At 38.8% G+C, this 19,835-nt stretch carries 18 protein-coding genes and 1 other annotated feature; of the genes, 7 read left to right on the forward strand and 11 right to left on the reverse strand.

Annotation, left to right across the window (positions count from 1 at the left end):
- Positions 1–665: 665 nt before the first annotated feature.
- Together AC1VU3_RS05420 and trpS are read left to right on the forward strand one after the other, a co-directional pair.
- Positions 666–1,010, forward strand: coding sequence for a DUF3899 domain-containing protein (locus AC1VU3_RS05420; protein WP_482982979.1), 345 nt, complete (start codon positions 666–668; stop codon positions 1,008–1,010).
- Positions 1,011–1,062: 52 nt separating this feature from the next.
- Positions 1,063–1,277: a binding site (T-box leader), on the forward strand.
- Between the two features lie 43 nt (positions 1,278–1,320).
- A complete protein-coding gene (gene trpS / locus AC1VU3_RS05425) occupies positions 1,321–2,310 on the forward strand; it encodes a tryptophan--tRNA ligase (protein ID WP_480388773.1) in 990 nt (329 codons plus the stop codon).
- Between the two features lie 413 nt (positions 2,311–2,723).
- Here trpS and opp4C read toward each other — a convergent pair whose 3' ends face one another.
- From opp4C to AC1VU3_RS05460, 7 genes are all read right to left on the reverse strand, one after another.
- Positions 2,724–3,650, reverse strand: coding sequence for an oligopeptide ABC transporter permease (gene opp4C, locus AC1VU3_RS05430; RefSeq protein ID WP_482982980.1), 927 nt, complete (start codon positions 3,648–3,650; stop codon positions 2,724–2,726).
- A gap of 15 nt (positions 3,651–3,665) precedes the next feature.
- A complete protein-coding gene (opp4B, locus tag AC1VU3_RS05435; RefSeq protein WP_480388775.1) occupies positions 3,666–4,631 on the reverse strand; it encodes an oligopeptide ABC transporter permease in 966 nt (321 codons plus the stop codon).
- Between the two features lie 147 nt (positions 4,632–4,778).
- Positions 4,779–6,509: an oligopeptide ABC transporter substrate-binding protein gene (gene opp4A / locus AC1VU3_RS05440; protein ID WP_480388776.1), complete on the reverse strand. Its 1,731-nt coding sequence runs from the start codon at positions 6,507–6,509 to the stop codon at positions 4,779–4,781.
- A 21-nt stretch (positions 6,510–6,530) separates the two neighbouring features.
- Positions 6,531–7,550: an ABC transporter ATP-binding protein gene (locus AC1VU3_RS05445; protein ID WP_480388777.1), complete on the reverse strand. Its 1,020-nt coding sequence runs from the start codon at positions 7,548–7,550 to the stop codon at positions 6,531–6,533.
- On the reverse strand, positions 7,547–8,575 hold the full coding sequence (locus tag AC1VU3_RS05450; RefSeq protein ID WP_480388778.1) for an ABC transporter ATP-binding protein: 1,029 nt from the start codon (positions 8,573–8,575) through the stop codon (positions 7,547–7,549). Before AC1VU3_RS05450 ends, AC1VU3_RS05445 begins: the two co-directional genes overlap by 4 nt.
- Before the next feature lie 361 nt (positions 8,576–8,936).
- Positions 8,937–10,175 (reverse strand): beta-ketoacyl-ACP synthase II, encoded by a 1,239-nt coding sequence (fabF, locus tag AC1VU3_RS05455; RefSeq protein ID WP_482982981.1) that lies wholly within the window; start codon positions 10,173–10,175, stop codon positions 8,937–8,939.
- A 25-nt stretch (positions 10,176–10,200) separates the two neighbouring features.
- A complete protein-coding gene (locus tag AC1VU3_RS05460; RefSeq protein ID WP_480388780.1) occupies positions 10,201–11,136 on the reverse strand; it encodes a beta-ketoacyl-ACP synthase III in 936 nt (311 codons plus the stop codon).
- Positions 11,137–11,298: 162 nt separating this feature from the next.
- Between AC1VU3_RS05460 and AC1VU3_RS05465 the strand changes: the two genes are divergently transcribed.
- Complete coding sequence (locus tag AC1VU3_RS05465) at positions 11,299–11,493, forward strand: DUF2929 family protein (protein WP_480388781.1); 195 nt, start codon at positions 11,299–11,301, stop codon at positions 11,491–11,493.
- A 54-nt stretch (positions 11,494–11,547) separates the two neighbouring features.
- Here the strand turns inward: AC1VU3_RS05465 and AC1VU3_RS05470 are convergent, their stop codons facing one another.
- Positions 11,548–13,680 (reverse strand): ATP-dependent Clp protease ATP-binding subunit, encoded by a 2,133-nt coding sequence (locus AC1VU3_RS05470; RefSeq protein WP_482982982.1) that lies wholly within the window; start codon positions 13,678–13,680, stop codon positions 11,548–11,550.
- Between the two features lie 123 nt (positions 13,681–13,803).
- Between AC1VU3_RS05470 and AC1VU3_RS05475 the strand changes: the two genes are divergently transcribed.
- The gene (locus AC1VU3_RS05475; protein WP_480388783.1) at positions 13,804–14,499 is read left to right on the forward strand and encodes a Crp/Fnr family transcriptional regulator; all 696 of its coding nucleotides are present in this window, start codon (positions 13,804–13,806) and stop codon (positions 14,497–14,499) included.
- Between the two features lie 246 nt (positions 14,500–14,745).
- On the opposite strand, the gene AC1VU3_RS05480 is transcribed toward AC1VU3_RS05475, so the two are convergent.
- A complete protein-coding gene (locus AC1VU3_RS05480; protein WP_480388784.1) occupies positions 14,746–15,054 on the reverse strand; it encodes a metal-sulfur cluster assembly factor in 309 nt (102 codons plus the stop codon).
- Positions 15,055–15,108: 54 nt separating this feature from the next.
- Complete coding sequence (locus AC1VU3_RS05485; RefSeq protein ID WP_480388785.1) at positions 15,109–15,867, reverse strand: prolyl oligopeptidase family serine peptidase; 759 nt, start codon at positions 15,865–15,867, stop codon at positions 15,109–15,111.
- Between the two features lie 122 nt (positions 15,868–15,989).
- Between AC1VU3_RS05485 and AC1VU3_RS05490 the strand changes: the two genes are divergently transcribed.
- The 3 genes from AC1VU3_RS05490 to AC1VU3_RS05500 all read left to right on the forward strand — a co-directional run bounded on the left by AC1VU3_RS05490 (position 15,990) and on the right by AC1VU3_RS05500 (position 18,303).
- Entirely contained in the window at positions 15,990–16,799 is an 810-nt protein-coding gene (locus AC1VU3_RS05490) for a Cof-type HAD-IIB family hydrolase (protein ID WP_480388786.1), read from the forward strand.
- Positions 16,800–16,820: 21 nt separating this feature from the next.
- Entirely contained in the window at positions 16,821–17,678 is an 858-nt protein-coding gene (locus AC1VU3_RS05495; protein WP_480388787.1) for a DegV family protein, read from the forward strand.
- Between the two features lie 118 nt (positions 17,679–17,796).
- Positions 17,797–18,303: a DUF3231 family protein gene (locus tag AC1VU3_RS05500; protein WP_480388788.1), complete on the forward strand. Its 507-nt coding sequence runs from the start codon at positions 17,797–17,799 to the stop codon at positions 18,301–18,303.
- A gap of 65 nt (positions 18,304–18,368) precedes the next feature.
- On the opposite strand, the gene AC1VU3_RS05505 is transcribed toward AC1VU3_RS05500, so the two are convergent.
- A complete protein-coding gene (locus AC1VU3_RS05505) occupies positions 18,369–19,811 on the reverse strand; it encodes an alpha-amylase family glycosyl hydrolase (protein WP_482982983.1) in 1,443 nt (480 codons plus the stop codon).
- Between the last annotated feature and the right edge of the window lie 24 nt (positions 19,812–19,835).

Here is a 19,835-nt window from a genome sequence, read left to right on the forward strand (position 1 = left end):
GATGTATTCTAGATATATTGGGATTACTGTAAAAGGCTTTCCTATTGGTTTGCTTACTCTCGGTTAGGCGCTGGTTATTCTCGTTCGTCGATATTTTATTCTCGGTTAGCAGCTATTTATTCTCGGATAGCCATGATTTACTCTCATTCAGCCACTTTACTCTCATTCGGAAGAAGATTACTCTCGGATAGCCAGGATTTACTCTCGGTTAGAATGGTTGAAAGGCATGGCCGGTGCATGCTAGATAACCAGGGATGACTTGTAAAAGGCTTTCTTGTTGATCTGGTTATTCTCGTTCGTGGTGATTTTATTCTCGGATAGCAGCTGTTTATTCTCGGTTAGAGATGATTTACTCTCATTCAGCCGCTTTACTCTCATTTTTTTCTCGGATAGCTAGGATTTACTCTCGGTTAAAATGGTTGAAGGGCATGGCCGATGCCTGCTAGCTAACCAGGGATGACTTGTAAAAGGCTTTCTTATTGATTTGGTACTCTCATTCGTCGAGATTTCTTCTCGGCTAAAATGGTCAATGCCATGTAGAGATGAAGGGATGACTTTCCTTTTTGATACAAAGTCTTTCCTAATTGATCTGATATCTACATGATTAACTTACTTTTGATTCTTTTCTCGCTATCCTCTATAATCTTTATGGATAGAGGTGAATTATGAAAAAAAGAGTTTTATATTTTATTGGACTTCAGCTGTTAATCATCCTTTTTACATTAATTATATATAGAAGAGTAGACTTAGAGAGCTATGCAAATATGTCATTTTATATAGGAGGCTCCATTACTGTGTTCGGTCTTCTCACATATGTGGTGGCTGGCGGTTTCTTTGATTTTTTCACTAAAAGTACTAGAAAGGTTTTTACGCCAAAACGTATGAAAGAAGACGTTGAACAAATGAGATTGCCTTCGGAGATTTTTTCTTTTCCATATAAGCCAATTATAGCGTTGGGACTCTCCGCTCTTCTATGTATGTGCATTGCTTTATTCTTCTATTACAGCTAAAAATTGTTGGTTGATTTTTGAGTTACTTCTATATATAATATTTAGAAATAAATATCGGGCTATGAGGAAGAATAGTACATTTAATGTTGTATGTAGAGAGAGTCTGTGGTTGGTGCAAACAGATCATACCTTAAATCGAATGGGCTTCTGAGCAGTATATGTGAAATAGCAGTAATGTATACCGAGACCTTCACGTTACGAAGATGAGTGGCTATGTATTTAGCAAGCTGGGTGGTACCACGGATTTTAACATCATTCGTCCCTTTTTAGGGAGGCATGATGTTTTTTTATTTTAAGGAGGAATTTATGGATGAAAAGAGTATTTTCAGGTGTTCAACCAACCGGTGTCATTACCCTCGGAAATTATATCGGTGCTTTTAAGCAATTTGTAGATTTACAAGATTCTCATGATTGTGTATTTTGCATCGTTGATCAGCATGCAATCACAGTTGCCCAGGATCCAAAAGAACTTCGTGAGCATATACGTTCTTTAGCTGCCCTATACTTGGCAATTGGCGTTGATCCTGAAAAATCCATTTTATTTATTCAATCAGAGGTTCCAGCACATGCTCAAGCAGGATGGATGATGCAATGTGTCTCTTATATTGGCGAGTTGGAAAGAATGACACAGTTCAAGGATAAATCATCCGGCAAGGAAGGCGTATCTTCCGGCTTATTGACCTATCCACCTTTAATGGCAGCTGACATTCTACTATATCAAACAGATGTTGTACCAGTTGGTGAGGATCAAAAGCAGCATGTAGAGCTAACGAGAGACCTTGCTGAGCGCTTTAATAAACGCTACGGTAAAATGCTCACAATACCGGAGCCGCTTATTCCTAAAAATGGTGCACGAATTAAATCGTTACAGGATCCTTTAAAGAAGATGAGCAAATCCGATGAGAATCAAAAAGCGACCATTCGAATTTTAGATACACCGAAACAAATTGAGAAAAAGATTAAAAGCGCTGTAACAGATTCAGAGGGAGTAGTTGCATTTGACCCTGAGAATAAGCCAGGGGTTTCTAACTTACTTACAATTGAGGCAGCCTTAACAAATACCTCTATTCCAGAGCTTGTAGAAAAATATGCAGGAAAAGGCTATGGGGATTTCAAGGCTTCCGTTGCAGAAGCAATCATTAACCACTTTACCCCTATTCAAGAACGCTATAACGAGCTTATAAATTCTAAAGAGCTAGATGAGATTTTAGACCAAGGTGCTTTAAAGGCAAATGAACTTGCGAATAAAACACTAGCTAAGATGGAAGCCGGAATGGGTCTTGGAAGAAAACGACCATAGTCATACAGAGTATGGAAATACAAAATACAATAAAATCGTTTGAATTAAGCATGTACAAAATAACAGAGCTCAAGGAATGACCAAGCGCTAAAAAGTTTAAGTAGAGAATAATATTGGAACAGCTCAAAATTGCAATTCCGTAGCTTATTAAAAATAATAAAAGCTTTATAATTATCACATCCTTCCTAAAACATATGAAAAACCGTTCCTAAACTTTCGTAAAGGAACGGTTTTTTTGCATGAGACTTTTTTGCTTATGCGTTTCTATTGTTCAGCGCCTTGCCCCTCGAGGGCCAACAGGATGTTGGTCAAGAAAACGTTGTCACACGATGTGACGTTCTTAGTTTTCCTTCCGTACTCACCGGTACCCATTTGCTTGTCGGGGCAGACATAGGCGCTAGCGCTTTTCTTTATTATCTTAAAGATTTAGGGTTGAAGGCATCTTTTAGACCCTCTCCAATAAAGTTAATGGAAAGAATAGTTAACGTAATTACTAGAGCTGGTGGCATCCACATCCAAGGTTTCCCTTGAAGTACGTCTGGCTCATTTGCAAATGCTAACATATTCCCCCAGCTCGGTATTTCTTGAGGAACACCAAACCCTAGGTAGCTCAGACCTGACTCTGCCACGATCATTCCAGCAAATAATAGTGTTGCTTGCACAATAATCGTAGAAACTACATTAGGTAATAAGTGTTTCATAATGATTTTTGTTGGACTACTACCTATGGAAACAGCGGCAAGTATATACTCATTTTCTTTTTCAGCAAGTATTTTACTCCTTACCAAACGTGCGCCACCACCCCAGCTAAGCAATCCAATTACCCCTATTAATACCCATAAGCCATCAACTTTGTCACGTAAAATCGTATTTAAAACGATAACAAAAACAAGGAATGGAAAGTTTAGAACGAAATCGGTAAAACGCATGAGTAGGCTATCTATTTTTCCTCCAAAGAAACCTGCCAACGCTCCAACTAAAGATCCGATCACTACTACAATCAATGTCGCCGAAAATCCAACTAATAATGAGATTCTTCCACCATAGAGAAGTCGAGCAAAGACATCTCGCCCACTTTTATCTGTACCTAGTACAAACTCATCGCTAGGTGGCTTACTCATATGCGCAATGTTAACTGTCTTTATATCCTCAATTGGAGATACCATTGGTACTATTACTGGTGCGAGTAATGAAGTGATAATAACTATAGATAGAAAGACAACACTGATCATCGCAAGCTTATTACGAAGGAATTTTCTCCTTGCTATTGCTAAGGGAGAAAGACTTTTATTATTATTCTGTGGCTGATTTAAAGCCGTGGTAGTCGTTGATGCTGTCATTTTCTTTCCTCCCCCCTATTCCAAACCAATTCGAGGATCTACAACGCCATATAATAGGTCTGCGATTAGATTTCCTATTAAGGTTAAAACCGTAAACATCATCGTCAAGGTCATAAGTGTTGGATAATCACGATTAGTTACAGATTGTAAAAATAGCTGTCCAATACCTGGGTAAGTAAAGATGGTTTCCGTAATAATTGCACCACCAACTAAGCTTACAAAATCAAATCCTAAGAAAGTTACTAATGGAATAATGGAATTTCGAAGAATATGCACGTTATAGATCTTAGACATTTTTGTTCCTTTTGCCCTTGCAGTACGCACATAGTCTTTTCGGGAATTCTCGATAATATCATTTCGTAAAAATTGCGTATAGGATGCTGTACTTAATGCCCCTAATACTAATGCAGGTAAGATTACATGATGAATCCTACTTAAATAATATTCGAATGTTCCATCAGTTACTTGGATATCCACTGAGCCCCCGAAAGGAAACCAGTGCAAATTAAAAGAAAAGAAGTAAATGGCAAATACTGCTGCTACAAATGATGGCACAGCTAATGCCGTATAATTAAAGCCGGCAATTAGATTGTCTCCCAGAGTATATGGCTTTCTACCAGAATACATTCCCATTAGGAAAGCTAAGAAATATGTAATGACAAGAGCTGATACTCCAAGAAAAATGGTATTTGGCAGCTTTTCTGCAATTAAGTCTGCTACATCTATTTTATAGCGAGTAGATTTTCCGAACTCTCCTTGTACAAAATTTGTAATCCAGTTCCAATATTGCACAGGGATAGGGTCGTAGTATCCAGACTTTTGACGCATCTCTTCAATGTAAGCTGGGTCAGTGTTGTTTGGATCTATTTCGCCACTGAAGGAATCCCCTGGCATTAGCTTTGCTAGAGTGAACACCACGATGGATACAAGGAAAAGCATTGGAATCATTCCAAGAATCCGTCTGATTGTATATTTTAACATTGCATACTCTCCTTGTCTGACAATCTTTGTTGCTAGCTCTCAAGCACGGTAAGACACATTTCAGGAAATAAATCTTACCGTGCATAAGAGCAAAAAATTAGAATTCAGCGGCAGCATATTTGCGTGCCGCTGAATCTTTACACTCTATTATTCTTTAATCATGTACCATTCAGATGGGTTATTTGTTCCAGAAACGTCGATTGTAACCCCACCAACTGATTTAGTAACAGCTAAGATTTCTTCAAGCTCTGCAATATAAAGCATTGGAAGCTCTTCGTTCATGATTTTTTGCCATTCAACATAAATTTCTTTACGTTTTTCTTGGTCTGTTCCAACAACCTCAATGTCTAATGCATCGGTTAGCATTTTATCAGTTTCAGGATTGCTGTAACGAGTGTAGTTCCATAATTGGTCAGATCTTTGAGTACCAGTTGGGTCTGGATCTGCTCCAACACTCCATCCACCGAAGAATGTTTCGATAGCTGGGTCATCTTTTTCAATCATGTCATAGTAAAGGTTAACTTCTACCATTTCTAACTCAGTAGCTAAACCAATTGCATCCCAGTATTGAGTAAGTGCTTTTGCACGTGCTTCAAATGTAGGGTTTCCTGTAGCATAGTGAGAGAATTTCACAACAAATTTCTCACCATTTGGATCTTCACGTTTACCGTCTCCGTCTTTATCAACAAAGCCAGCTTCGTCTAACAATTCCATCGCTTTTTCAGGATTGTAGTCATAAGTGTTTAATTCGCTCTCATCAGCAGAAATCCAGTGTGCTGAAGGAACTGGCTTACTTACTGGTTTCGCATAACCAAACCAGAATGCATCAACCCACTCTTGACGGTTAAGTGCATACATCATCGCTTGACGTAATTTTTTATCTTGATATTTTGGTAATGTTTCAGAAACAACAAGTTTCTCGTTGTCAAACTTACCTAACTTAAATCCAACATAGTAATAAGAAAGACCTGGAGCTGTCATAATTTCTACGTTATCTAATTTTTCTACTTCAGGACCAGAAACTGGTTGTAAAGCGATCATGTGAACATCTTCATTTTGTAGAGCACCTACAGTAGAAGTATTATCAATTACACGTACGATGATTTTGTCTAGGTTAACTTCACCCTTCCAGTAATCTTCGTTACGTACTAATTCAACTGACTCACCTGGTACAATTTTTTCTACTTTGAATGCACCAAGACCAATTGGATTTGTTCTTACCAGGTCACTAGCAGACATTTCAGCAACTGGGATGTCTGCAAATGCTTTAGATGGCATCACGTATGTCCAAAGATCTGTTAAGTTGTTTACACGAGCTTGATCAAATGTTATTTCAATTTCATAGTCATTGATTACGTTGATACCAGAGATACTGTCTGCTTTTCCTTCACGGAATTCAGCAGCACCTACGATATTTTGAACGTTAGAATAACGTGGACCATCATAATCTGGATGAGCAAGTGTTTCTAAAGCAAATACCCAGTCATTAACTGTAAGTTCATCGCCATTATGGAATTTAACACCTTGCTCAAATGTAAATTTGAACACTTTGTTATCTTCTGTTTCCCAAGAAGCAAGGTTTGGCTGTGGAGCAAGATTTTCATCGAATTCGATTAACCCTTCATCAAATAGGCCAATAATTTCTGCATCTGTAGCAATTCCATAGAATGAGAAGTTAAATAATCCTTCTGGAGCTGCATCTAGACCGTATACTAAAGTACCGCCTTTTTTATCTTCTTCTGGTGTTACTGCTTCAGTTGGCTCTTTCTTTGTGTCATCAGCTGGTGTTTTTTCTTGGCTATCTTCATTACATGCTGCTAAGAATAAAGTTAACGTTAACATCATGGCAACTAGCCAAAATAGAGACTTCTTGTTCATTCTTTTCCCCCCAAATATTTTTTAGTTTTGATCATACAAGATACACGCTACATAATGCCCTGGTCTTACTTCCTTCAAAGAAGGCTTTACTTGTGAGCAAGCTTCCTGTGCCATTGGACATCTTGTATGGAACGGACATCCGGTTGGCGGGTTTGCAGGGCTCGGAACATCACCTTGTAACACGATGCGCTTTTTCTTCACTGTCGGCTTGGGCTCCGGGATAGCAGAGATGAGCGCTTGCGTATAAGGATGCAGCGGTTCACTGTATAAATCTTTATTTGAAGCAATCTCAACGAGGTTGCCCAAATACATTACTCCGATACGATCGCTCATATGCTTTACCACACTTAAATCGTGGGCAATAAACAAATAAGTTAGACCGTATTCTTTTTGTAGATCCTTTAGAAGATTCAATACCTGTGATTGTACAGATACGTCTAACGCTGAAACTGGTTCATCCGCTATAATCATCTTCGGGTTTAATGCTAGCGCACGGGCGATTCCTATACGCTGCCTTTGACCACCTGAAAACTCATGGGCATATTTGTAATATGCTGCTTCAGGTAAACCAACTTTGAGTAATAATCCTTTAATATATGATTCTAATTCCTTAGGATTCCGTTTTTCATAGTTTAGTATGGGCTCTGCAATAATATCCCCAACCATTTGCATAGGATTTAAGGAAGCATAAGGATCCTGGAAAACCATTTGAAAATCTCTTCTAGCCATTTGCAATTTCTTGCCTTTAAGGTTTGTAATATCTTTTCCATCAAAGAATATTTTTCCACCAGTCGGCTTCATCAATCGGAGAATTGTTCTACCTGTAGTTGATTTCCCACAACCTGATTCTCCTACAAGACCAAGGGTTTCACCTTTGCGTATAGTAAAGGATATGTCATCAACTGCTTTTACATTTCCTACTACTCTTCTAAAAAATCCCCCGTGAATCGGATAGTACTGCTTTAAATTTTCTACCCTTAGCAGCTCTTCGGGTTCTAATAATTCTGACTTTTCTTCCTGTGCGAAATCCTTTGTTGTCATACTACGCTTGCTCCTTCCTTCACTATGCTCATATCATATAGGTGGCAAGCAACTTCGTGCCCAGCTTCCGTTTCTATTAATTCAGGTGTAATAACTGTACATTGAGGCATTGCCATTGGGCATCGATTAGCAAATCTACATCCCACTGCTGGCATATCTTTTAGAGATGGAACTAGCCCATCAATTGTTGCTAGCTTTTCCACATCCTCATCCATTTTAGGTATTGCTTGCATCAGAAGCTGTGTGTATGGATGCTTCGGTCGTTCAAACAACTCTACGACATTCGCTCTTTCGGCAATCTTACCAGCGTACATAACAATAACTTCATCACATATCTCGGCTACCACGCCTAAATCATGCGTGATTAGGATGATTGACATGTCATTCACTTCTTGAATGTTTTTAAGTAATTCTAAGATTTGAGCTTGTACGGTTACATCAAGGGCAGTTGTTGGCTCGTCTGCGATAAGAAGTTTCGGTTGGCAGGCAATGGATATAGCGATCATCACCCTTTGTCTCATTCCCCCAGATAATTGATGAGGATATTCATCCACAATTTTCTCTGCTCTTGGAATACCAACGCTCTTTAACAACGCGATTGCTTTCTCTCTAGCAGCCTTTTTCGATATCTTTTCGTGATTTAAAAGCACTTCTTGTATTTGGTAGCCAATGGTAAATACAGGATTTAAAGATGTCATTGGCTCTTGGAAAATCATAGAGATATCTTTTCCTCGGATTTTATTCATCTGATTGTCGTTCATTTCGGAAATTACTTTGTCCTCAAAAACAATCTCTCCACCGCGGATTTTACCAATGCCTTGAGCTAAGAGCTGCATGATAGAAAGGGACATAACGCTCTTTCCACAACCAGATTCTCCTACTATTCCGACAATTTGCTTCCTGTTTACGTGGAAAGAAACATTATCGACAGCGTTATAATATTCACCATCTATCTTAAAACCAGTTTGTAAGTTTTTCACTTTCAATAAGGGTGTCTCTTTCTTAAAAGTATGATTGATTGCCATGTGTACACCTCAAATTTTTTATTTGTTGTTCTCTTAGATATGAATTTTATTACAAGTTTATTTCAAGAGCAATACATTTTTTAACTTTTCAATCAATTTGATATATTTACTCAATTCCATAAAGTACAAGAAAGTCAACTGCCATCTATATTTGGAAGGATATTAGTTGTTTGAAAAAAATTTTTTTATTTACCATCAAATATTCGACTTTTTTTCAAACTAATTTCATAGAATGATTACAAAAAAACCTATTCCTTCTCATTTATATGGAAAGAATAGGTAACTGATAGGAAAATTAAACTAGATGATGTTTTTAAACTTAATCAGGAGTAAAACAAATTTCTCAAGATAGACGGATATGCTAATCTAGCTTTTTAAATAATATACTTGCATTATGACCACCAAAGCCCAACGAGTTACTCATAGCAAATTGAATACTCTTTTCTCTTGCTTCGTTTGGTACGTAATCTAGGTCACATTGTGGATCTGGCGTCTCTAAATTGATCGTTGGCGGAAGGATACCTTCATGTAAGGCTAGGACTGTAAAGATGGCCTCTACACCACCTGCTGCTCCTAATAAATGACCAGTCATTGATTTTGTGGAGCTCATGGCAAGCTTATATGCATGCTCTCCAAAAACGCTTTTCACAGCCATTGTTTCAAATGCGTCGTTATAAGAGGTACTGGTACCATGCGCATTAATATAATCTACCGCTTCTGGTTGAACGTTTCCATCCTCCAATGCCTGTTTCATCGCTCTTGCAGCTCCCTCTCCTTCTGGCGCTGGTGCCGTGATATGGTGAGCGTCTCCGGTTGAACCATAGCCAATTATTTCTGCATAGATTTTTGCACCACGTGCTTTTGCATGCTCATAATCTTCTAGAATTACTATCCCGGCTCCCTCGCCAATAACAAAACCATCTCGATTTGCATCAAACGGTCTGGATGCTTTTTCAGGATCTGTATTTAAGCTAAGCGCTGTACTGGAACAAAATCCTGCAACTGACATACTTGTAATGGGTGCTTCCGCGCCTCCTGCTATCATAATGTCCGCATCTCCACGTTCAATAACCTTAAAAGCATCGCCTATGGAGTTCGTGCCAGAAGCACATGCGGTTACTGTACAAGAATTTATTGCTTTAGCACCAAAATGAATAGACACCTGTCCAGAAGCCATATCAGGAATCATCATCGGAACAAAGAATGGACTTACTCTTCTAGCACCCTTCTCTAAAAACACACGAAATTGCTGTTCATATGTTTCCATTCCTCCAATGCCGGAGCCAATCCATACACCAGTACGAAGTCCTAGCTCATCTGTTATCTCAAGTCCTGCTTCTTTTACAGCCATAATGGAAGCAGCCAGGGCATAATGAGTGAATCGATCCATTTTCCTAGCATCTTTTTTATCAATATAATTTTCAATTTGAAAATCCTTTACTTCTGCCGCTATTTTAGCTGAAAATAAATCTGCATCTAACCTAGTTAGCATTCCTACTCCAGATTTACCTGCCTTAATTCCAGACCAAGTTGTCTCCAAATCATTCCCTAGCGGGGTAACTGCACCTAATCCAGTTACCACAACTCTACGCTTTGTCATCCTTATTACTCCCCTTTTTTTATATTTATCTTCCCCATTTAAGTGTAATAGCGCCCCATGTCAATCCTCCACCAAAGCCTACCATGACAATGACATCATCGTCTTTCACTTTGCCATTATTAAGCTCTTCTTTCAATGATAAAGGAATAGAAGCCGAAGAAGTATTCCCATATTTATGAATTGTCTTCGACATCTTTTCTACCGGAAGCTCTAGTCGTTCTCTAGCAGCCTCCATAATTCGAATATTAGCCTGATGAGGTATCAGTAAATCTATATCCGTTTTCTTCAGACCAGCCTTTTCTATGACATTGACAGCGGACTCACCCATCTGACGAACTGCAAATTTAAATACTTCACGACCATTCATATAGATGTGAGGTCCGTCTTGGAATAAATACTTTCCACCAGTGCCGTTTGCTCCAAGCTCGTAAGAAAGGATTCCTCTACCTTCTGAAACCTTTCCAACCACAGCTGCACCTGCTCCATCTCCAAATAGAACAGCTGTATTTCGATCCTCCCAATTAGTGACTTTCGATAATTTTTCTACACCTACTACTAAAACATACTTATATGTGTCTGATTCGATAAATTGCTTTGCCGTTACTAATCCATACATAAATCCAGCACAAGCTGCCGAAATATCCATCGCAGCTGCATGAACTGCACCGAGCCGTTCTTGAATCATCGTTGCCACACTTGGAAAAGGTTTGTCAGGTGTTACAGTTGCAACGATAATCAACCCAATTTCTTCAGGAGAAATTTGTGCATGTTCGATTGCATTCTCAGCCGCCTTGAATGCCATATGAGAAGTATCTTCCTCAGGACCTGCAATTCTTCTCTCTTCAATCCCAGTCATTGTACGAATCCATTCATCTGAAGTATCTAATCGATTTTCTAAATCGTGGTTAGTTAGAATTTTCTCTGGAGTGTGGGTTCCTAAACCGATAATACCAGCATTCATCGTATCCCTCTCTTCTTGTAATCTATTATTAGTACCTGGTATTAATAATAGCGAATAAAACATTAATTTTCAATATAATTAGAACCATTTATAAATATTCTTTTGCATTGGGACAACATATGGTATGATACAGTTAGTCAATTTAAGCATGAGGTGAATGAAATGAAATATATTATGACGTTCTTTTGGACAATTATCTTAGTTACAATGCTTAACTATGTAGTTGGTTCCGTTCAAGGTGTAGCGAAGTTTGAATTAATGGACGGGCTTTATATGGCCATTCCGGCAGCTATTATCATTTTGTTGATTACTGCAATTATTCCAAACGATCCAGCTCCAACACATGACCATCATTAATCTATAAGAAAAGAGGGTGTCCCGATATTTTGGGTACCCTCTTTTTTTATCAACTTAAGCCGCAGTGACTACAAGCTCATTGTTTTCAATCCTAGCTTCAATTTTTCCGCCTGGTGGAATACTTCCGCTTATGAGCATACGTGCAACCGCAGTTTCTAAATGACGCTGGATAAATCTCTTTAAAGGACGCGCACCGTATGCCGCATCTGTCCCTTCCTTTACAATCCATTTATACACATCTTCGTGAACCTGTAAGCTCACTTCTTGTTCTACTAAACGCTTTTGTAGCTGTTTCACATATTTTTCTGCTATTTTTTCAAAATGCTGAGTCGATAAAGAATGGAACATAATGATGTCATCCATTCGATTAAGCAGCTCCGGTTTAAAATGGTCACGTAGCGCCGCCATTACCATTGCTTCCTCTGCTTCTTCCACTGTACCTGTTGTATTTGTAAGGTATTGTGAACCTATATTAGAGGTTAAAATTACAACCGTATTCGTGAAGTTTACAATTCTACCTTGACTATCGGTAATACGACCATCATCCATCAGCTGCAACAGAATATTCGCAACGTCTGGATGAGCCTTTTCAATTTCATCCAATAATACAACGGAATATGGATTTCTTCTTACTGCCTCTGTCAGCTGTCCGCCTTCTTCATATCCTATATAACCAGGAGGAGCACCAACTAAGCGGGAAACACTATGCTTTTCCATATACTCAGACATATCGATTCGAATAAAATGGTCCTCCGAATCAAATAGGTTTGCAGCCAATGATTTAGCAAGCTCCGTTTTCCCAACACCAGTTGGCCCTAGGAATAAAAAGCTTCCAATCGGCTTATTTGGATCCTTAATACCAGCTCTTGCTCTCCATACTGACTCTGTCACTAATCGAACTGCTTGGTCTTGGCCAACTACTCTTTCACCAAGTGTCTCCTTTAGTCTAAGCAGCTTTTCTCGTTCTCCTTCGACAAGTTTCGTCACAGGTATCCCTGTCCATCTAGAAATAATAGAAGCTATCTCGTCGGAGGTTACCTCCTCACGAAGCAATCTATTTTCTGCTCCTTTATTAACATCCTGCTCATATTCAGTTAATTCTTTTTCAAGTGATGGAATTCGCCCGTGTCGAAGCTCTGCTGCTTTATTTAAATCATAGTTATTTTCCGCTTCCTCTAATTCTCTACGATAACGGTCCAGCTCTTCTCTCTTCTGCTGAATAACTTGGATGGCTTTCTTTTCATTTTCCCATTTGCTTCTCATTTCTTTTATAGAATCTTCCAATTCCTTCAGCTCTTCACGCAATAGTTCTAAACGCTTCTGACTAGCAGCATCCTTTTCCTTCATTAACGCCTGCTCTTCAATTTGGAGCTGCATAATACGTCTAGTGACCTCATCCAATTCCTGAGGCATAGAATCTATTTCTGTACGAATCATTGCACAAGCCTCGTCTATCAAGTCAATTGCTTTATCCGGAAGAAAACGCTCCGTTATATAACGATTTGATAGCTGGGAAGCTGCCACTATTGCTCGGTCATGTATTCGTACACCATGGTGTAACTCGAAACGTTCCTTCAACCCACGTAGAATAGAAATAGTATCCTCTACAGACGGCTCACGAACTAGAACCTGTTGGAATCTCCGCTCAAGAGCAGGGTCCTTTTCAATATGCATTCGGTATTCATCTAATGTAGTCGCACCAATACAGTGTAATTCTCCACGAGCGAGCATAGGCTTCAGCATATTACCTGCGTCCATTGCTCCATCTGACTTCCCTGCACCAACTATCGTATGGATTTCATCAATAAAAAGAATGATTTGTCCTTCGCTTTCTCTGACCTGCTTTAACACAGCTTGAAGGCGCTCTTCAAATTCTCCACGGTATTTTGCTCCAGCAATTAACGAACTCATATCAAGCTCATAAATTTCTTTTTCTTTTAATCCCTCTGGCACGTCTTTTTTTACGATCCGTTGAGCGAGTCCTTCTACTATAGCAGTTTTACCTACGCCTGGTTCTCCTATTAAGACGGGGTTATTTTTTGTTTTTCTAGACAAAATACGAATAACATCTCTGATTTCTTGATCTCGTCCGATGACAGGATCCATCTTTCCTTCTTTAACTGCTGTTACTAGGTTTCTTCCATAAGTATCTAACGGGCTTTTTTGATCTTGCTGATTTAATTGCATTACTTTCAACTCCGTTCTAAAAAAGTTTGACCTTTCTTGACTAATACAATAGTATTGCTTCTAGCATATATTGTAAAGAAATATGCTATGATGGATAGAAAACTGGAAAGGTGGGGGTCATAAGTGAGCGATAATATATTATTATCCCCAGACATTGTAGCTTTATTTCAGCAATATGGTACAAATATAAAGATTGAAAAAGATAGACCCGTCTTTAAAGAGGGAGAGCAATCCAATGATATCTTCTTCATCCATACTGGCTCTATTAGTATCGTAAAAGATACAGAGGGTGGCAAACAGATGATGCTAAGAATTGTTGGTCCTCAGAATTGCATAGGGGAGGATTCAATCTTCTCAGACAGCTCAATCCATCATTTTTCGGCAATTTCTATGGAGCCCACTCTTTTAACCGCGTTAAATAGAAGTAAATTCGAAGCACTTCTAGTAAACTCAACGAGTATAATGGTAGAGTGGACGAAATATGTACAGCTTATATACTCTAGAAATCAAACAAGGTTCCGAGATTTAATGTTAAATGGGAAAAAAGGTGCTCTGTACTCTACTTTGATTCGTTTAGCGAATACTTATGGAGTTCCTGAGAATCATGGGAGTATTAAAATAAACTTCCCTTTAACCAATCAAAATATTGCCAACCTTTGTGCGATGAGTAGAGAAGTAGTGAACAGAATGCTAAATGACTTAAAAAGTGAAGGCATCGTATCCTTTCAAAAGGGTATCATTACCATTCATGACATAGAAAAATTGCGCAATGAAAACCAATGTGAAAACTGTCCCTTATGTATTTGTCGAATAGATTAAGAAATGCGCAAGCGCCTACGTCTGCCCCAACAAGCAAATGGGGTACGGCGAGTACGGAAGGAAAACTAAGAACGTCACATTGTGTGACAACGTTTTCCTGACCAACATCTTGTTGGCCCTCGAGGGGCAAGGCGCTGGAGCTGAACAGCACTGAAATACGCAAGCGCCAAAATTGAAAAATTTGTATTTTTAAAATAAAAAAGTGTATGCCCCTGAATAAGGAGCATACACTTTTTGCTGTTCTTTTTACCTTATCCCTAAAGCAATCTTTGCATAACGTGACATGTTATCTCTTGACCAAGGTGGATTAAATACGACATTAACCTCTGTATCCTTAACCTCAGGCAACTCTGCCAATGCAGTTTTTACTTGATCAACAATCATAGGTCCCATTGGGCAACCGATGGAAGTTAGTGTCATTGTTACAGTAGCTAGTCCTTCCTCTGTCAAATCTACCTCATATACTAGGCCTAGATTTACTATGTCGACTCCTAGCTCAGGATCGATCACATTTTCAAGGGCCGACATCATGCTATCTTTCATGTCTTGATCCATTTATGATTCCTCCTAACTTCTTTCATTTCACCTAATCATAGCAAACTAACATCATTATGCCAAACTGTTTGCAAGCCACTCCATCGCTCTTAGCATGCCTTTACGAGAAACTGCATGCCCTGAGGATTTTTCACTCATGAATTCGATGCTTTCCTCACCATATGCAGCTTGAAATTTCTGAATAAAAGCTGCAGTTGGCTTGTAAGGAACCACTTCATCTTTCTCACCATGCCAGAAAAACAAGCCCTTCCCCTCCAGCTTTTCCATTTGAGTGGTAACATCAAACATTGCAAGCGTAGCAAACATTTTTTCTCTTTCTTCATCTGACAGAGGAATTTGGAAGCCACTTGTTTCAAATGTCGAAATTTGCTGCTTCGCAAGCTCTACATAGCCTGGCGTTCCCATCATAATAGCAGCTGAGTCAATCCATGGATATGCAGTTAAACACCCAAGGGCTGTAATCCCACCCATGGAGGTTCCTGCAACTCCCATACGTTGAGTTGTAAGATAGCCTCTTTTCTCGAGTTCCTTCTTTAGCTTCCCTACTTCTTCTATAGAAGTTAAAACAGTTTCCCAAAACCGAAGACTCATTTGGATTTGATCCAACTGCTCGTCGCGTTCCCCATGTAAATGAGCATCAGGCATGAATACTCGAACACCTTTTTGTACAAGCTGATACGCATAATGCAGGTTGTGCTCTTTCCCACTTTCAAACCCATGTAAAAAAATTACGATGGGCGCTTCTTCATCCATACTATTATTGTATATATGTAAGAGAGGTATACCATCCCACTTTTCTGATTGAACAATCATTCCATCCACCTCCGATAATATATTATTTTACCAAAGCAAAAGCTCTTTTTCAAAAGACGTTAATTCGTTTTGACGTCCTACCTTTAACAGGATACACTTTACAATAGAGAGGAGTTTAAGAAATGGATCGTCATTTAATTGTTTTAGATTTAGATGGAACTTTATTAACAGATGAAAAAGTCATATCTTCCAAAACGAAGAAAGTCCTTCTTCAAGCAAAGGAAGCTGGCCACGAGGTTATGATTGCTACTGGGAGACCTTATCGAGCTAGTGAAATGTATTATCGTGAACTAGGATTACATACTCCCATCGTAAATTTTAATGGAGCTTTCGTGCATCATCCAAAAAATGCTTCTTGGGAGATAAAACATACTCCTATTGACTTGAAAGTTGTAAAAGAGGTAATCGAAGCAGTAGAAGAATATTCTATTAAGAACATGCTTGCAGAGGTAAAAGATGATGTGTACATGCATTACCACGATGAAAAAATGATCTCTGCCTTTGCTTTAGGTAACCCCTATCTAACAACTGGAGACTTGCGCACTTTTTTAACAACAGATCCTACCTGCTTACTCATTCATCCAGAAGAGGAATCAGTAGAGCAAGTAAGAAAGCATCTAGGAGACGTGCATGCAGAGGTAATTGACCACCGTCGCTGGGGCGCACCTTGGGATGTAATAGAAATCGTGAAAAGTGGCTTGAACAAAGCAGTCGGCCTTTCCCATGTATCAAATTATTTGGGCATACCGAAAGAGAGAATTATTGCATTTGGGGATGAAGACAACGATTTAGAAATGATAGAATATGCCGGAATCGGTGTAGCGATGGGCAATGCAATTAAACCATTACAAAATATTGCGAATGAAATAACTTTTTCTAATAACGAAGATGGTATTGCAGAATTCTTAAAGGAAAGATTAAAATTAACGTAAAACGATTTAAGGGGGATGGATATGAAAATATTTGCAGATAGTGGCAGTGACTTACCAAAATCATTTTTTACAGAGAATAACGTGGAATTATTTCCTCTTCGTGTTCATATTGAGGACAAGGAATATGAAGACATTGTAGCTATTAACTCTATGGAAGTATATCAAGCAATTCGAAATGGAAGTCAGCCGAAAACCTCCCAGGTTTCACCGGAGCTATTTTTAACCGTTTTTGAAGAGCTAGCAAAATCAGGCGAAGAAGGAATTTATATTTCCTTTTCCTCCGAGCTTTCCGGTACATACAGTACAGCTGTTATGATGAGGGAACAAGTCTTAGAAAAATACCCAGAGTTGAAATTAACCATTATCGATTCAAAATGTGCATCTCTTGGCTATGGTCTCCTTATCCAAGAAGCTGTAAAAATGAGAGACTCTCATTCTACCCTTGAAGAAATAGAGAAGACAATTACAAGCATGGCTTTGAACATGGTGCACTTATTTACAGTAGAAGATTTAGATTACCTTGCCAAAGGTGGCCGAGTTTCAAAAGCTAGCGCATTTATTGGTGGGCTATTAAATATTAAGCCAGTTTTGCATGTGGAAGATGGAAAGCTTGTTCCGATTGAAAAGGTGAGAGGCTCTAAAAAAGTAATTAAACGAATTGTTGATTTAATGGATGAAAGAGGATCCAATTTTTCGGAGCAAATCGTAGCGATTAGCCATGCAGATGATTTGGAAAAGGCGAATGAATTAAAGCAAATGATCGAAGAACGTTACCAACCAAAAGAAGTACAAATCCATTTAATTGGCTCCGTAATCGGTGCACACACTGGTCCTGGAGCTGTAGCTCTATTTTTCTTGAATAAGCAATCATTCCAATAACTTTTTAGAGTAGGCAAGTCTTTTGAGACCTGCCTACTTTTTTGGATACTTCTGCTGTTTACATCCATACTAATCTCTACATGAAGAAATTCATGATAATCAACAAAGGAGATAAATTATGGGAATCCTATCAGGCAATCAACAAAATGAGCCACTGCATTGTGGCGAGGTTTTTACTATTTGGACAAACCTAACAGTAAACCAAGGTTTCGTTGCAGCGTATCAAACATTTTATAACCACACTGGTGATGAAGACTTACGCAAGATCATCCTTGATTTTATTGACTGCGCAAAGGACGAGAATAAGGAGCTTGAAAAAGTATTAAAAGTAAATGGTGTAGGACTTCCACCTGCCCCTCCTGAACGACCTGTCGCTAACTTAGAGGACATCCCAGCAGGAGCAAGATTCAATGACCCTGAAATTGCTGCAGCGTTAGGAATGGACGGAGCAGCTGGCTTAGTATCTTGTAGTGAGGCAATGGGTATCTGTACTAGAGAAGATATCGCCATGATGTATGGACAATTCCATATGAAAAAGGCACAGCTTAGCGCGAAGCTTTTAAAGCTGGTAAAGGAAAAGGGCTGGCTAATCGTCCCTCCTCCATATCTTCAACACCAAGCATAACTGTCCATGCTAAACGATAAGGCGCATTCTATTTCTACAAAATAGAATGCGCCTTAATTCTTTACCTATTTTGTTTCCTCATCTTTTCTTCGTTGTTTTCCTTTTCTCCAAACAATAACGAGAAAAACAATAAATAATAGATAAGAAACAGCCATTGCAATAATATAAGAAGTATTGAGACCTTTTCTATCGGTTACCTGAAACACTTCCACAATTTCACGGTCTATCACTAAGCGATAAGATCCATCGTCTGACGGTCGAACCACATCAGATTCGAAAATGCCCCTTAGCTCCTTCTCTTCTCCTACAACTTCACTTGCTATATCTATTCTTTGCGTTTTGGAAGTATTATTTACTACTACTATAAATGTTTCATCCTCCGAAGATCGCTTATAGACAATATAGCCATTTTCATTTTTTATTAGCTCCAGATCACCAGTTCTCATGGTTTCGGATTTATTTCGAATGGAATGGATGTCTTGAATATATTCAATCAGCTCTTCATCTACTCGGAAGTTCATGATTTGGTGTGCATCTTCCCTTTTCTCACCATTCATCGCAATCTCGGTACCATAGGTCATATAAGGCACGCCTGGCAAAGTAAGAATGGCTCCCATCGCATTCTTGATACGAGTGGGAGGAAACATATTTTCTAATGCACTATAAACCGTGAATCTTGGTGTATCCACACTATCAATCATGACAAGCTGATTAGATGCTATTTGGTCGATTCCTTCAGTAGAGAGATCAACATTTTTAAATGCATTCCGGAAAATTTCAAGCGATTCTGAACTGTATTGGGTATCAAAGTTCCCTTCTGCTTCCTCCAAAGTAATGACATACATCGGTGAGCGAACTTCTTTTAATGCTTGTATCAGACGGTTAATAAAATCTGTCGGAGCACCCTCCAATTCAGATAGTTTCACTCCATCAATTTCATATTTCTGAGCAAACCCAACAAACACTTCGATTAAAGCATCTTGAACCTCTGTTTTTTGAAGATCTAATTGTGTTCTTCCATCTTCAGTTGATTGAATCCAATCTGCTTTTTCCTGATCATCTGCCCATACATGGCTTTCGCTAAAATTATTTAGCGGAAACTCTACCATGAGCTTCATATTATTGTCATGGGTCTTCTCAATTAATGCTTCAAATTCTTCTTGCGTCCCGAACTGCTTCTCTAATTCATCAAAGCTAAGAATCGCTTTGCCGTCATAGCTCTCTGTCGAGAAGACTGGTCCAATTGATAGAATAGTAAAGCCCATATCCGAAATATGCAACAGCTTTTCTGTTACCCCTACAAAATCTCCACCGGCAAACGCAGCAGGGTTCTTCGTATCAATGTTATAGTCATTTGCTGATAACTGATTAAAATATCGGTCTACTAATAAATCATAAATGCTTTCATCCTGTATGGTTTCATTTTCTTCAGCAAATACAGTCGGAATATTGTAAATCAACAAGCTACCAATAAGTAGCAGTGATAACACAAACTTTTTACATGTCAAAGGAAATCCTCCTTATAATAAGAA

The organism is Psychrobacillus sp. Z16_25 (genome assembly GCF_056856695.1).

Excerpts from the sequence above, each read along its gene's own strand:
- AC1VU3_RS05450 (WP_480388778.1), bottom strand. The coding sequence starts at position 8,575 with ATGGCAATCAATCATACTTTTAAGAAAGAGACACCCTTATTGAAAGTG.
- AC1VU3_RS05495 (WP_480388787.1), top strand. The coding sequence starts at position 16,821 with ATGAAAATATTTGCAGATAGTGGCAGTGACTTACCAAAATCATTTTTT.
- AC1VU3_RS05500 (WP_480388788.1), top strand. The coding sequence starts at position 17,797 with ATGGGAATCCTATCAGGCAATCAACAAAATGAGCCACTGCATTGTGGC.
- opp4A (WP_480388776.1), bottom strand. The coding sequence starts at position 6,509 with ATGAACAAGAAGTCTCTATTTTGGCTAGTTGCCATGATGTTAACGTTA.
- AC1VU3_RS05490 (WP_480388786.1), top strand. The coding sequence starts at position 15,990 with ATGGATCGTCATTTAATTGTTTTAGATTTAGATGGAACTTTATTAACA.
- AC1VU3_RS05480 (WP_480388784.1), bottom strand. The coding sequence starts at position 15,054 with ATGGATCAAGACATGAAAGATAGCATGATGTCGGCCCTTGAAAATGTG.
- AC1VU3_RS05460 (WP_480388780.1), bottom strand. The coding sequence starts at position 11,136 with ATGAATGCTGGTATTATCGGTTTAGGAACCCACACTCCAGAGAAAATT.
- AC1VU3_RS05445 (WP_480388777.1), bottom strand. The coding sequence starts at position 7,550 with ATGACAACAAAGGATTTCGCACAGGAAGAAAAGTCAGAATTATTAGAA.
- AC1VU3_RS05420 (WP_482982979.1), top strand. The coding sequence starts at position 666 with ATGAAAAAAAGAGTTTTATATTTTATTGGACTTCAGCTGTTAATCATC.
- AC1VU3_RS05470 (WP_482982982.1), bottom strand. The coding sequence starts at position 13,680 with ATGCAATTAAATCAGCAAGATCAAAAAAGCCCGTTAGATACTTATGGA.
- fabF (WP_482982981.1), bottom strand. The coding sequence starts at position 10,175 with ATGACAAAGCGTAGAGTTGTGGTAACTGGATTAGGTGCAGTTACCCCG.
- opp4C (WP_482982980.1), bottom strand. The coding sequence starts at position 3,650 with ATGACAGCATCAACGACTACCACGGCTTTAAATCAGCCACAGAATAAT.
- AC1VU3_RS05485 (WP_480388785.1), bottom strand. The coding sequence starts at position 15,867 with ATGATTGTTCAATCAGAAAAGTGGGATGGTATACCTCTCTTACATATA.
- trpS (WP_480388773.1), top strand. The coding sequence starts at position 1,321 with ATGAAAAGAGTATTTTCAGGTGTTCAACCAACCGGTGTCATTACCCTC.
- opp4B (WP_480388775.1), bottom strand. The coding sequence starts at position 4,631 with ATGTTAAAATATACAATCAGACGGATTCTTGGAATGATTCCAATGCTT.
- AC1VU3_RS05465 (WP_480388781.1), top strand. The coding sequence starts at position 11,299 with ATGAAATATATTATGACGTTCTTTTGGACAATTATCTTAGTTACAATG.